The following is a 14889-nucleotide window of genomic DNA, read 5'->3' as shown; positions in this document are numbered from 1 at the left end:
ATATAAATGCTGAAGGGAGATTTTATGGAAAAGTATACTTATTATAAGGCTTACAAAGGGAATATAATTTACAGTGAGAACAAGGATAATCTGATTAGTAAGGAGAATTCATACATATTAGTTTTTAATGGTGTGGTTAAGGAGATTTGCTATGAATTGCCGGAAGGATTTCCAAAGGAAAATATTATAGACCTTGGAGATAGGCTTATTATCCCTGGTTTCTGTGATATGCATGTTCATGCTCCTCAATTTTTACAAAGAGGAATAGGAATGGACAGGGAGTTATTAGATTGGTTAAATACATATACATATCCCAATGAGGCAAAGTTCAAGGATGTAGACCATGCAAAAAAGATATATACCCTTTTTGTGGACGAGCTGATACGTCAAGGAACCTTGCATGTTAATTGTTTTCCTTCGATTCATTACGAGGCTTCGGAAATACTTTTTGATATACTTAGAGAAAGAGGGCTTTTTGCTTTTACTGGAAAGTTAAACATGGATCAGAACAGCCCAGAATACTATATAGAAGAAACAGAGCAGTCTATCATTGACACAGAGAGCTTTATAAAAGAACATATAAAAGCTGGAGAAGTAAAGGCTTCTATTGTACCTAGGTTTTCAATAACTTGTAGTGAAAAGTTATTATCAGGACTAGGAGACTTAGCAGAAAGATATGAAGTTCCAGTGCATTCTCACATGTGTGAAGCTGTTAATGAAATGAAGGTTTGCAAGGAGCTTTTTCCAGACTATAAAAATGGAGCAGAGATATTTTATAAAAATAAACTTTTAGGCAATACTCCAACAATAATGGCACACTGCATCTTTATGGATGAGGATGTTTTGGAACTAATGAAAAATCCAAACTGTATGGCGGTTCATTGTCCAGATGCTACTTCAAATATAAATGCTGGAGGAATAATGCCAGTTAAGAAACTTCTTGAGATGGGGATAAATCTAGCTCTTGGCAGTGATATAGGTTCTGGAGCAAGTTTATCAATAGCTAGATGCATTGCAACTACTATACAGCATTCAAAAATCCGTAATATGTTTGATCCACAGTGGGATGCGGTAACCCTTTCAGAAGCTTTTTACATGGCTACTCGTTCTGGAGGAAGATACTTTGACAAGGTTGGGGCCTTTGAAGAAGGATATTGGTTTAATGCCTTAGTAATAGATGATAGCAATATTTATTCGCAAGATATAAATCCATTAGAAAGATTAGAACGTTTTTGTTACATGGGAGACGATAGAAATATAGCAAAGAGATATATTAAGGGAAATGAAATTGGCACACAGGGACGGTTCTAATGCCCCCAATTTGAGTACACACTTAGGCAGCTAATTTCCCAATTAAATTAAGTGGTTAGCAGGAGATAACTTATTAGCATTAAGGAATCTAGCCAGTAACCACTTAATTTCAACATGTTACTTTAACAAGGCCTAAAATTTAACCTATGATTTATTTACGAGCTTATAATATAACGCTTCTATATCAAAGCTTAGTCCAGAGAAATAGTTTTTAAGTTTTCTTAAGCCCACGGCCTCGCCAACTTGCAATAATGCTACCACGGGAAGCATTCCTATACCTAGAAAACTATCTAGAGTATTGTCATATACAAAATATGTCCAGGTAGAAACAGGTGGCTTATTTCTTTCACTAATTTCTTCAAAGGATATTTCAGCATTTAACAGTCTACTATAATCAGCTTTTATGGCTTCTTCTATTTCTTCCTGTAAAATATCAAATTCCTCTACCAAGGTAAGATTGAATACATTTAGAGGATTTTTACCTCCTAACAGATTTAGATGAATACCTTCCTTTATGCTAGCCACTTTCGCAAGATATTCAGACCAACACTGATCAATATTAAACAACCTGAGATTTTTCTTAAACTTCTCAATTTCAGCTAAAGTATGTTGCTGCTTTAGTTTATCATGCAGCATTGGATATTCTTTGGAGAGTATTTCATCTTCAAAACTACCTTCTATAATACTCATACGGATATTGTACATATATTGTCTTTGATCATCCAATATAAGCGAAAATTTATATAATTCCCTTCTCAAATCAGAGTTATTACCTTGAATTATTCTTTGAACTTGATTTATCTTTCCTCTAAAGGCAGCATTTTTAAGAGGTTCCTTTTGATGCTTAGGCATTCTTGATTTAGGGATAATATTCTGTATTCCGTATTTTACAATGAGATCATCCTCTAAGCTTATGAAGAAGCGGGTTAAGCCGGAATCTCCTTGTCTGCCAGTTCTACCTTTTAACTGCTTATCTATTCTTAAGCTTTCATGAAGGTTCGTTCCTATTACATATAGTCCACCTAAGCTTTTTATTTTTTCTACATCTTTTCCCTCAGGACCGCCTAGCAATATATCTACACCTCTTCCAGCCATGTTGGTTGAAACAGTGACAGCTCCTAAAACTCCAGCTCTTTCAATAATTTGAGCTTCTAGCTCATCGTTTTTAGCATTTAGTACCTTACAGTTTATTCCTGAGTTTAATAGTTTTTCTGCCAAGTATGTAGATTCTTGAATGCTACTAGTGCCAACTAGTATTGGCTGGCCAGTAGCATTAACGGTTTTAACTTCTTCAACTAAGGCCTTGTACTTAGCATCTTTATCAGTAAATACGTAGTTTGGCAAGTCTACTCTATTAGAATTTTTATTTGGAGGTATTACCACGATTTCAATATCATAAATTTCATTGAACTCGTACATTGAATCAACAGCGGTACCAGTCATACCTGCTAAGTTTTCATATAGGCTGATAAAATGTTGAAGGGTTATCTGAGTTAAGATCTTACCACTAGATCTAACTTCTAGGTTTTCCTTGGTCTCTAAAGCACTTTGAAGACCATCAGGCCAATGTCTATTTTTTGCCACACGGCCAGTGAACTCATCCACCATTTCAACTTTTTCATTACGTATGATATAGTCTATATCTTTTTTTAGTAGTACTTCCGCATAAAGAGCACTATTTACCTGAGTTAATAGATTAAAGTTTTCTTTTTCGTAGAGATTGCCGCACTCTAATAAGGCTTCAATATGAGTTATTCCCTTTTCTGTAAGATAAACATTTTGACCATATTCATCTTTGGTATAGTCTGTCAAAGCGTCTAGTGAGGTAACCGCATCTCTAACTTTCTTAAAGTTTGAACCTCTTTTATCAGAGCTTACAGCTATAACTAAAGGTATTCTAGCCTCGTCTATTAGTATTGAATCAGCCTCATCTATGATAGCAAAATGAAAAGAACCGTGAATTAAATCTTCCTTATTATAGCAAATTGAGTCTCTGAGAAAATCAAAGCCGGCTTCCTTTGCAGTAACATAAGTTACATCACAACCATAAGCTGCTTTCTTTTCTTTGGTGTACATACTTTCTTGTACAAAGCCAACAGTTATTCCAAGCATTTCATATATAGGTTTCATCCAAAGAGCATCTCTTTTGGCTAAGTAGTCATTAAAGGTAAGTATATGGACTCCTTTCTTTGATAGGCTGTTTAGATAAGCAGGAAATACTGCTGTTAAGGTTTTACCTTCTCCAGTTTTCATTTCAATAAGCTTCTTATCATTAAGTGCTACCGCCGCCGCTAACTGAACATCATAAACTTCAAAACCTAAAGTTCTTTTTACAGCTTCTTTCACTAAAGAGAATCCCTCTATAATAAGCTCATCAGTAGAAGTTCCATCCAGAGCAAGTTTCCCTAAATTATTTGATTTATTTAATAACTCCTCATTACTTAAATGTTGCAAATTGACTTTGTTTATTTCTTCAGCTACAAATTCATAGCTTTCTAAAAGCTTGTTTCTTTTAAACATGAATCTTCCTCCATGCTGCTTCATAAAATATTGTATGTTGTATATATTTTACATTAAGCGATGGATTTATAAAAGTAAAATATATGTTTCAAGGTTTACATATACAAACTAATAGTTGAGTTATAAAACCTATAATTCACTCCTTAAGTTGATTAAAGCATGGGAGGATTAGAAATTATTTTTGACTAAGTGCTTTAACATTTCTAAATCATAATATTGTATGTTAAGTTACCTTGTTTACATATATTTGAAAGTGTGATATTATTAAGTAAATTATACGGAAAGGGGAAAGTAAGTTATGATACCAGCTAATTGCTAATATTAATTTATGAAAAATTAATAGATATTTTGTAATGAGTTTTAATTTGCCTAGGTTTAATTAGGTTTTATTGTTGTACTCTTTATGGAATAAAGCATTTAGAAGGTAACTTGCTTCTCTGAGATTTATATTATAAATTATTAAGTATCCCAATAATTATAGGGACACCTTGGACTTTTGTATAATCCAAGAATTAGATATGATAATAATGAGTTTTTAGTGTTAGTATGAAGAACACTAACTTTTACTGTATTTAATTTTGATAAAATATTTCGGACTGTAGGAAGATAGAGCTTCTTGCAGTCCTTTTTATATTTTAGGGTTTTAGGTATTTGGTGTGAGCTTTTAGAAAAGTATACGTAGGAATTTTAAATGCTAAGGCTATGTGATCTGCTAAATTTTTTTATGTAGGTGTCAAAAATGCAGGGATGAAGTAAGATACTGCCTATCCATAAAGAAGTGATTTGGATTAATGGATGAAAGAAGGAATATGTATGTTTGAATTATCGTTAAATGGTGTGAAAAAATATATGGAAGCAACTCTTGTGACTAAAGATATAACCTTTCAGGTCTATTCAGGAGAAAAGGTTGGTATAGTAGGGGTAAATGGCAGTGGAAAAAGTACTATCCTTAAGCTAATAGCAGGTATAGAGCCTATGAACTATTACCCTGGATATCCTCAGACCTCTAGCTACGGCTATGATGAGGGCTTTATTAATCTACCTAGAGAAGCTAGTGTGGCTTACCTTGAACAGATACCTGAGTATCCAGAAGGCGTAAAGGTTATTGATGTGTTAAATCTAGCCTTCCAAGAAGTTCAGGACATAGAAGGGAAGATGCGTAATCTTGAGCATGAGTTAAAGACTCTGGAAGGAGAAGCTTTAGAGAAGGCTTTAAAGAAATATAGCTCTTTGGTCCAGCTTTATGAAATTAAAGGTGGATATGAGGTAGAAGAGAAGCTAGGAAAGGTATGTACTGGCTTAAAGTTTAGTGAAAGTTTTTTAAATAAGGATTTTAGTTTATTAAGCGGTGGAGAAAAAACCACTGTTGTTCTTGGAAAGCTTCTTATCGATAACCCAGATATATTGCTTTTAGATGAACCTACCAATCATCTAGACATGGACTCTATTGAATGGCTAGAAGGTTATCTTAAGGAGTATAAGGGCATTGTAATAATTGTATCTCATGATAGATATTTCCTAGATAATGTAGTAACAAAGATAGTTGAAATAGAAGATATGGAGTCCATAACTTATAAGGGCAATTATTCTTCTTATGTTAGCCAAAAGGAAGAAAATATGAGAATCCAGTATGAGCAGTTTAGGGAGCAGCAGAAGAAGATAAATGCCATGGAAAAGACCATTAAGGACTTGAGAGACTGGGCAATGAGAGCGGATAATAATAAATTCTTTAGAAGAGCGGCAAGTATGCAAATAAAGCTTGATAAGATGGATAGAATAGATAAACCAATTCTTGAAAAGCAAAATATGAAACTAAGCTTTAAAGCTGCCCAAAGATCAGGAAAGGAAACAATTAAAGCCTTAAACTTAAACAAGAACTTTGAGGACAAAACTATTTTTAAAGATGCAAATCTAATGGTTAGCTATGGAGAAAGAGTAGCACTTATAGGTCCTAATGGATGTGGTAAAACAACTTTTCTAAAGCTACTTTTAGGGGAAGAAACTGCAGATTCAGGGATAGTAGAGCTAGGAGCCAGTGTTAAGGCTGCATATCTTCCACAAAGGATAACCTTTAATGATGAGGAACTCACGGTTTTGGAGTGCTTCAGAGAGGGAATCTTTATAGCAGAAGGAAAGGCAAGAGAGTATCTTTCTAAGTTTATGTTTTATGGTAACAGTGTATTTAAGAAGGTTAAGCATCTATCTGGCGGAGAAAAAATCAGGTTAAAGCTTGGGAGATTGCTATATGAAGATATTAATCTTCTTATATTAGATGAACCTACAAATCACCTTGATATTGATTCTATAGAAAACTTTGAAGAAGCTTTGGAAGATTTTAGCGGAACTATATTCTTCATATCTCATGATAGATATTTTATTAATAAGGTTGGAGAAAGAGTAATTGCTGTTGAGGATAAGGGTTTTAAGAGCTATCTTGGTAATTATGACTTTTATAAAAAGGAAAAGCTTAAATTAGAGCCTCAAGAAGTAAAGGCACCTTTAATAAAAACTGAAAAGCCTAAGAAAACAAGGACTGTGGATGAAAGTAAAAGAAGAGAAGCTGAGAAAGAAAAGGCTTTTATAAAGCTTGAGAAGCTTGAAAAAGACATAGCTGAGGTGGATTTAGAAATGGCCAATTCAGAGCTTCATTATGATGAGCTTAACAAGCTTTACTGTAGAAAAGAGGAATTGAGTAAAGAACTAGATACAGTTATGGAGCTTTGGTTAAGCTTTGAAAACTAAATCTATTTATTAATTAAAATGCACTAAGAATAGCTTCTTTAGTGCATTTTTTACTGTATAAAAAATACACAATTTTTTCAAAGAATTAAAATAAGTTTAATGATAAAATAGAATAAGATATATTATTATAGATAATTTAATTTTAAACTTTGGATATGTTTAATAATATTGTTTAAATTAAGTGGTCATGAAGGAGATGCTATATGAGCGAGCAGTTAGAATTAAATGATTTTTTCAGATGGAATGGCTTTAAAAATCACTAATACGTTCTTCATTAGTGATTTTTTGCGCATCTGCCTTTTCTGAACGCATGTGAAGAAATTCTGGCAGGCGATATATTCTCTCTTTTTACTCTTTACTTGAATAGCATTCTTAATGTTCTTCAAATTAATATACATAAGACTTATAAAAAGTGAATGGTTAAATAAAGAGTAAAACTGTATGTTCGAACGTAGTGAGTTTACAGTTTTAGCCATGGAATATGACAAAATCATATTAATTCTTTGCGCAAGCTCATCTAAGCATCGGATGACTGACCACTTAATTTCAACACAGTACTTTAACATAGCCTAAACTTTTGACAGGGGGCTTACACAATGAAAGAAATAATTAAAGATGAAGTGTATAAAGTTAGGGAGAGGCTGGTTGAAATAAATGATTTTATTTATGAAAATCCTGAGCTTGGAAACAATGAATATAAAGCAGTAGAAACCTTAACTAGGTTCTTGAAGGAAAATAAATTTGAGGTACAAGTTGGGATAGATGAAATAAAAACAGCCTTTAAGGCTACCTATGATAGCGGACTTGAAGGTCCATCAGTAGCCTTACTTTGTGAGTATGATGCACTGCCTGGAATAGGTCATGGTTGTGGACATAACATGATAGGAACTATGAGTGTTGGCGCAGCAGTAGCTTTAAGTAAGGTAATAGACAAAATCGGTGGGAAAATTATAGTATTTGGAACACCTGCAGAAGAGACTGATGGTGCAAAGGTTAAACTAGCAGAAAGAGGATGCTTTGAAGGCATAGATGTAGCGATGATACTACATCCAGGTGAATTGACCTATAAAAGTGGAACCTCACTAGCTATGGATGCTATTCAGTTTGATTTCTATGGAAAGACTGCTCATGCTGCGGCTTCACCGGAAAAGGGGATAAATGCATTAGATGCAGTAATTCTTACTTTTGATGGTATAAATGCGTTAAGGCAACATGTAACTTCTGATGTTAGAATTCATGGAATAATAAGTGATGGGGGAAAAGCGGCTAATATAGTTCCAGATAAGGCTACAGCTCAATTTTATGTTAGGGCAGCTAAGAAGATCTATTTAAAAGAGGTTAGAGAAAAGGTGTGTAATGTTGCAAGAGGAGCTGCATTGATGACTGGTGCTACGCTTGAGATAAGCAATTATGAGATATCTTATGATGATATGAATACAAATAATGCACTTTCTGAAGCCTTCAATTCAAATCTGAAGCTTGTTGGAATAGAGGATATAAAAACACCGGAAGGTGGTCATGGGTCTATTGATATGGGAAATGTTAGTTATGTAGCACCAGCCATACATCCTACTATAGGGATAGGAAATCCAAAGCTTATTGGACATACAAAGGAGATGGCTGACTTTACTATTACAAAATCTGCTCATGAAGCCTTACTAAATGGAGCTTGTGCATTAGCATTTACAGGATATGATGTAATTACAGATAAGAATCTTCTAAAAAGCATAAAAAATGAGTTTGAAGTTAATACAAGAGTAGAGTAATTTTATGTAGAAAATAGCTATAATATTATTCGAAATTCATACTAAAGAAAGGATAAGGTTTATGGGTTTATATAGTAAATATTTTAAAAGATATAAGCGTCCATTCTTAACAGCAGTAACCTGTGTTGCTTTCGAAGCTTTTTGTGACCTTCTTGGTCCCACTTTAATGTCCAACATAATAAATACTGGAATTGAACAAGGGTCCCTTTCTAAGGTTTATTATTGGGGGGCGCTTATGCTTATAGTCACTGGTGTAGGAGCTTGCTTTGCAGTTACTAGAAATATCTTAGCCAGTAAGGTGTCACAGCGTATGGGTGCAGATCTAAGATATGATTTGTTTAAAAAAATCATGAGCTTTTCTGAGGTTAGTGCAGATAAGCTTGAAAGTGGTTCTTTAATAACTAGGATGACCAATGATACAGCACAGATAGTGCAATTTGTAAATGGAATAATGAGGATATTTTTGAAGGCTCCAATAACTTGTATTGGAAGTATTGTGCTTGCAAGCATTTTAAATTTTAGGCTAAGCATAATAATCTATAGCGTGGTTGCAGTAGTTGGAGTTCTTATAGTAATTAGTATGAAGCTTAGCTATCCACGTTTTTATAAACTTCAAAAAGCAATGGATAAGGTTAACTCAGTGGTTCAAGAGTATCTTATAGGAGTTCGCCTGGTTAAAGCCTTTGGAACCTATGATAAGGAAACTGATAAGTTCGAAGAGGCAAATTTAAATTTGATGAACATGGGAGTTTCCTCTCAGATGATAATAACCTTTATATCACCACTAATGACTTTGACAGTTGGTATAGGCACAGTAGTTGTTATTTTTACTGGAAGCAAGCTGTTTTTATCAAGGCTTGCTAGCCCAGGAGATATATCGGCATTTACTATTTATATGGCTCAGATATTGACTTCACTTATCATGATAACCAACATATTCAATACCTTTGTGAGGACTAAAGCTTCTACTTCTCGTATTAAGGAGGTTATAGACTCTGAAGAGGACTTTAATCATGCTGGTAAGTCTGTAGAATTAAATGGAGCTATTGAGTTTAAAGATGTTACTTTTGCATATCCTAATGGTAGCGGAGTGCCTGCAATAAAAGATTTATCTTTCTCTATAAGAGAAGGAGAGAGTCTAGCTATAATAGGCCCCACTGGAAGTGGTAAGTCAACAATAGCTTGGTTGTTATTAAGGTTTTATGATATAGATGGTGGAGAAATATTGATTAATGGTATAGATATTAAAAAAATAGATATAACCTCAGTCCGTAATACTATTGCTATAGTTCCTCAGAAGCCAATGTTATTTTCAGGCTCAGTTGCCGAAAATATAAGCTGGGGAAATAGCATGGCCACAGAGGATATGGTTAAGGAAGCAGCTGCTAAAGCACAAGCTTCGTTTATTGAAAAGATGCCAAGAGGTTACGATAGCACTTTAGGAAGCGCTGCTGTCAACATCTCAGGAGGGCAGAAGCAACGTATTTCTATAGCACGAGGTATACTTAAACAAGCTTCTGTTCTAATACTTGATGATGCAACTAGTGCTCTTGATGCTGTAACAGAAGCAAAGGTTAGAGATAATCTAAATTCAAAGGACAGGAGTCAAACAATAATAACTATCACGCAACGTTGTGGAACAGCTATGTTTGCCGATAAGATTTTAGTCATGGACAATGGTCGTAAGGTTGGATATGGAACCCATGATGAGCTTATGGAAAGTTGTGAAATATATCAAGATATCTATAAGACACAGATTGAAAGCAGCAGGGAGGTGTAACCTATGTCGCAGCAAATTTCAAGACCAGAGGCAAAAGGACCATCTTTAGGTGGAAGACCTGGAGGAGGTCCAAATAGATTTGCGCCTACGGCAAAGCCTAAGAATGCCAAAGGTACACTAAGGCGTATTATAAGCATCTATATGAGATGGGGGAAAACTATATTTGTAGCTATGGTACTTACAATATTTTCTTCATTAATTTCTGTGGCAATTCCTTACTTTGTGGGGAAGACCTTCAATACCTTTAAGATTAGTAGTAGAACAGTAGACACTGAAAGGCTTAAGTGGCTTTTACTAATAATAGTAGGTTTATATGTAATAAATTGGGTTATTTCTTATTTAAACGGGGTTATCATGCTTAAGGTTTCTCAAAGACTAGTATTAGTACTACGTACCGAATTTTTTGAGAAGATGCAGAAGCTTCCTTTAAAGTTTTATGACACTCGCTCCCATGGAGATACCATGAGTAGAATAACAAATGATGTGGATAATATAAGCTCAACTATAGCTCAGACAACCACTCAGTTGATAGCTAGTATATTAACATTGGTTGGCTCATTTGTGGTTATGATAACACTGAATATTCCGCTTACACTTACAGTTCTATTATGTGTTCCCCTTGTAGCTTTACTAACTAAAACTATTGCATCGAGAAGTAGAGGTTACTTTAAGGCCCAACAAGTAAGTCTTGGAGCTCTTAATGGGGTAATAGAAGAGAATATCCTTGGACTTAAAATGGTAAAAGCTTTTGGAAAGCAGGAGGATATATTAAAACACTTCAAAGAGATAAATGAAGAACTATACGAAAGCAGTAGTAAGGCTCAAATATGGTCTGGATATATGATGCCACTTATGAATGTTATAAACAATTTAGTTTTTGCTATTGTAGCTATTACAGGAGGTATTCTTTCCGTAGCTTATGGTGTTTCCGTAGGAACTGTTGTAAGCTTCATGAGTTATTCAAAGCAATTTGCACAGCCACTTAATTCTGTTGCAGGTATGTTTAACACTATCCAGTCTGCTTTAGCTGGTGCGGAGCGTGTTTTTGAAATACTAGATAGTGAAGAGGAGCCAGCGGATATAGAAACTGCTAAAGAAATACAAAATCCAAAAGGAGAAGTTACCTTTGAGGATGTACATTTTTCATATGATAAAGCTACACCTATACTAAAGAATGTAAGCTTTGAGGTTAAAGCTGGGGAAGTAGTAGCATTAGTAGGTGAAACTGGTGCCGGTAAGACTACTATTGTAAATCTTCTAACTCGGTTTTACGATGCAGATAGCGGAAGAATCCTTATTGATAATGAATCAATTACTAATCTAAGAAGAGATAGTCTCAGAAAGTGCTTTTCAGTAGTGCTTCAAGATACTTTTATGTTTACTGGTACTATAATGGATAACATACGGTATTCACAAACTGATGCCACAGATGAACAAGTAATAGAGGCTGCAAAGCTTGCCCATGCACATGATTTTATTGATAAGCTTCCAAAAGGCTATAATACCATGGTGTCTGGAGCTACAGACAATCTAAGTCAGGGCCAGAGGCAGTTGATATCAATAGCTAGGGCAGTACTTTGCGACAGCCCGATTTTAATTTTAGATGAGGCCACTAGTAGTGTTGATACTAAGACAGAAAAGGACATACAACATGCTCTACTAAGTTTGATGAAGAACCGTACAAGTTTTCTAATAGCTCATCGTTTATCTACTATTAGAGATGCAAATCACATAATGGTAATAGGCGAAGGAAGAATATTAGAAAAGGGCAATCACAAGACCCTTATGGAAAAAAAAGGACGATATTATGATATGGTAATGAGTCAAATGGGTAGACTAGATAAAGCTTAGGATTAAGTTATGGAGTCTGTTGGACAGGTATCTATATTTATGCTGAGCAAAATTTGAATTAAAAATAGTACTATATAATAAAGTGCATTTATTATATAGTACATTAAAATATACATTAAGATTAAGCTACGTGAGGGAGTATATATGGAAATGGATTTTATAAAAAAATCACGATTTTCTGGTGCAGGTTATTTGCTATGTGTTATTAGCGCATTGCTAATTAGTATTGATAATGATTACACTAATTTGAAAAATGGGATAATATTAATAATATTATTTTTCTTGCAGCTACTACTGATTCTGGCTAATATCGTTTCTATTAATAAAAAAAGAAGAAAATATAATGTAAAAGTAATTTTTTTACAGAGGATGGAGTTAGCATTAAGATTCATAGTTTTTTATATCATAAATACCAATTTGAATAGATTTGGAATACATATATATTTACAAGGTAAGTTAATAATTATTTTATGTTCATTTATCGTAAGTTGTATCATTATTATGCTTCAACATAAAACGGGCATGAATGCAAATACTTCCATATCAACGGAAACTGGTGCTACTAATTCACCAGAGATATCATCAGGAAGTAATAGTAAAGATTTAAGCCATATAAGCTTGATTGGATTTTTATTGTATATTTATTCTGTAACCATGATCAATCATGAAATTAAAACTGTTACTTTAGGGATTAAGTTATTAGCATTTGGAGGTGCTTTGTGGTTTATTGCTGAAAGATTAAAAAAATACCATTCAAAGTTAGAGAAAAATAAATTATCTTTAATAATTGCCGCCTTAGCAATAGGATTTCTCTCTAATCTCATCGTAGCAACTATAGTGAGTATTTATAATATTAATACTAGTGATTTCAATGGAATAAAGGACTTTATGTTCATATTCTCAATGATATGTGCTCTTCCATTATTAAAAGAATATTTTAGATAGAAAAATAATAAATTCTATAGGATTATTTTTCAGCGGCTTAGTAGTGTATATCAAATATAATCTTTTAAGAAGTTTGAAAAATTAAGGATTGAAGCATCTATTATATATTAAATTTTCTTAATCTGAAAATCCATTGACCTATTTCAAATAAAAATGCTAGCATATATTTATAGACAATAAAACATAATTAGGGTTGTAACTGGTAAGCAGGCAAAACCTAGATTAGTATGAGATATCTTATTTGAAGACCTAGGGATATCCTATTAATTTAGGTTTTATTATTTACCAATCATAATAGTATAGGAGGAAAATAATATGGCAAAAGAGATTAAGTTTCCAGAAGGTTTTTTGTGGGGAGGAGCTACTGCTGCCAACCAGTTTGAAGGCGCATATAATGAAGACGGAAAGGGCTTATCAACGCAGGACATAGCACCTAGGGGAATTGTTGGACCTCTTACAGAAGAACCAACTGAAGATAACATGAAGCTTATAGGTATTGACTTTTATCATAGATATAAAGAAGATATAAAGCTATTTGCAGAGATGGGCTTTAAGACTTTTAGACTTTCTATAGCGTGGTCAAGAATATTCCCAAATGGTGATGACAAGGAACCAAATGAAAAAGGTTTAGAGTTCTATGATAAAGTATTTGATGAACTAGCTAAGTACGGAATAGAGCCTTTAGTAACAATATCTCATTATGAAACTCCGCTGGCGCTAGCTAAAAATTATGATGGATGGGTTAATAGAAAGTTAATAGGTTTCTTTGAAAACTACGTTAGAACCATATTTACAAGGTATAAAGATAAGGTAAAATATTGGTTAACCTTCAATGAGATAAATTCTGCATTGCATGCACCTTACATGAGTGCCGGAATATGGACACCAAAAGAGAACTTAAGCAAGCAGGACCTATATCAAGCTATGCACCATGAGCTTGTTGCCAGTGCTTTAGCAGTAAAGGTAGGACATGAAATAAATCCAGACTTTAAGATAGGCTGTATGATTCTTGGGGTACCAAACTACCCATTAACTTCTAAGCCAAGTGATGTACTTAAGGCAATGGAACAGGATAGGGAAAATCTTTTCTTCGCAGACGTTCATGTAAGAGGAGAATATCCAAGATATATGAATAGAATATTTAAAGAAAATAACATAGAAATTAAGATGGAGCCAGGTGATGAAGAGATACTAAAAAATACAGTAGACTTTATTTCCTTCAGTTATTACATGAGTGCTTGTGCAACAGCAGATCCAGAAAAGAATAAAAAGGGAGAAGGAAATATTCTTTTAGGAGTTCCAAACCCATACTTGAAAGCTTCAGAATGGGGATGGCAGATAGATCCAGAAGGATTAAGATATATCCTAAATCAATTATATGACAGATATCAAAAGCATCTATTCATAGTTGAAAATGGACTAGGTGCAGTGGATGAATTAATAACTGATGAAAATGGAAATAAAACAGTAAATGACGACTATAGAATCAACTACTTAAATGATCACTTAGTTCAAGTTGCAGAAGCTATTGAAGATGGTGTTGAACTTATGGGGTATACTACTTGGGGCTGCATAGACTTAGTAAGTGCATCAACTGCTCAGCTTAAAAAGAGATATGGCTTCATATATGTAGATAGACATGATGATGGAAGTGGAACTTTAGAAAGATATAAGAAGAAGAGCTTTAATTGGTATAAGGAAGTTATAGCTACTAATGGAGCTAGCTTAAAGAGAGATATGTAAAAGTACCGTGTTGATATTATTAAACAAGATATATTGTTGTTTAAAAATACTTAAGAAAATCTTGCATCTAGGACTAATTGGGCCTTAGGGATGCAAGATTTTTTTACTGTACAAGAAGGCATAAAGTTATTAGTTAGCTGAAAATAACAATATCAAGTGGGTATAACAGCAAAAGGTAATATTATTCGTCTACCATGTTTTACTCTTATACTTTCAGAAAGTCAGATGAAC

General features: G+C 33.9%; 8 protein-coding genes. 7 read left to right on the top strand and 1 reads right to left on the bottom strand.

Translation table 11 applies throughout. The annotated features are described in order from the left end of the window. Nucleotides 1-6: 6 nt before the first annotated feature. Nucleotides 7-1311, top strand: coding sequence for an amidohydrolase family protein (locus GXK57_RS14240; protein WP_207710235.1), 1305 nt, complete (start codon nt 7-9; stop codon nt 1309-1311). Between the two features lie 144 nt (nt 1312-1455). On the opposite strand, the gene GXK57_RS14235 is transcribed toward GXK57_RS14240, so the two are convergent. Then, nucleotides 1456-3831 (bottom strand): DEAD/DEAH box helicase, encoded by a 2376-nt coding sequence (locus GXK57_RS14235; protein ID WP_160677625.1) that lies wholly within the window; start codon nt 3829-3831, stop codon nt 1456-1458. An 813-nt stretch (nt 3832-4644) separates the two neighbouring features. On the opposite strand from GXK57_RS14235, the gene abc-f reads away from it, so the two are divergent. The 6 genes from abc-f to GXK57_RS14205 all read left to right on the top strand — a co-directional run bounded on the left by abc-f (nt 4645) and on the right by GXK57_RS14205 (nt 14658). After that, entirely contained in the window at nt 4645-6573 is a 1929-nt protein-coding gene (abc-f, locus tag GXK57_RS14230) for a ribosomal protection-like ABC-F family protein (RefSeq protein WP_160677622.1), read from the top strand. Between the two features lie 596 nt (nt 6574-7169). Beyond that, nucleotides 7170-8339, top strand: coding sequence for a M20 family metallopeptidase (locus GXK57_RS14225; RefSeq protein ID WP_160677619.1), 1170 nt, complete (start codon nt 7170-7172; stop codon nt 8337-8339). Nucleotides 8340-8400: 61 nt separating this feature from the next. Next, nucleotides 8401-10119, top strand: coding sequence for an ABC transporter ATP-binding protein (locus GXK57_RS14220; protein WP_160677617.1), 1719 nt, complete (start codon nt 8401-8403; stop codon nt 10117-10119). Between the two features lie 3 nt (nt 10120-10122). Further along, on the top strand, nt 10123-11970 hold the full coding sequence (locus GXK57_RS14215; protein WP_160677614.1) for an ABC transporter ATP-binding protein: 1848 nt from the start codon (nt 10123-10125) through the stop codon (nt 11968-11970). A gap of 144 nt (nt 11971-12114) precedes the next feature. After that, the gene (locus GXK57_RS14210) at nt 12115-12915 is read left to right on the top strand and encodes a hypothetical protein (RefSeq protein WP_160677611.1); all 801 of its coding nucleotides are present in this window, start codon (nt 12115-12117) and stop codon (nt 12913-12915) included. 315 nt (nt 12916-13230) lie between these two features. Then, nucleotides 13231-14658 carry a glycoside hydrolase family 1 protein gene (locus tag GXK57_RS14205; protein ID WP_160677608.1) on the top strand — a complete coding sequence of 476 codons (1428 nt, stop codon included), beginning with the start codon at nt 13231-13233 and terminating at the stop codon, nt 14656-14658. The last annotated feature ends 231 nt before the right edge of the window (nt 14659-14889 follow it).

The sequence above is a fragment of the Clostridium sp. C8-1-8 genome (genome assembly GCF_009928445.1).
GTDB lineage: Bacteria > Bacillota > Clostridia > Clostridiales > Clostridiaceae > Clostridium_AR.
This window is presented reverse-complemented; position numbering and strand designations above follow the sequence as displayed.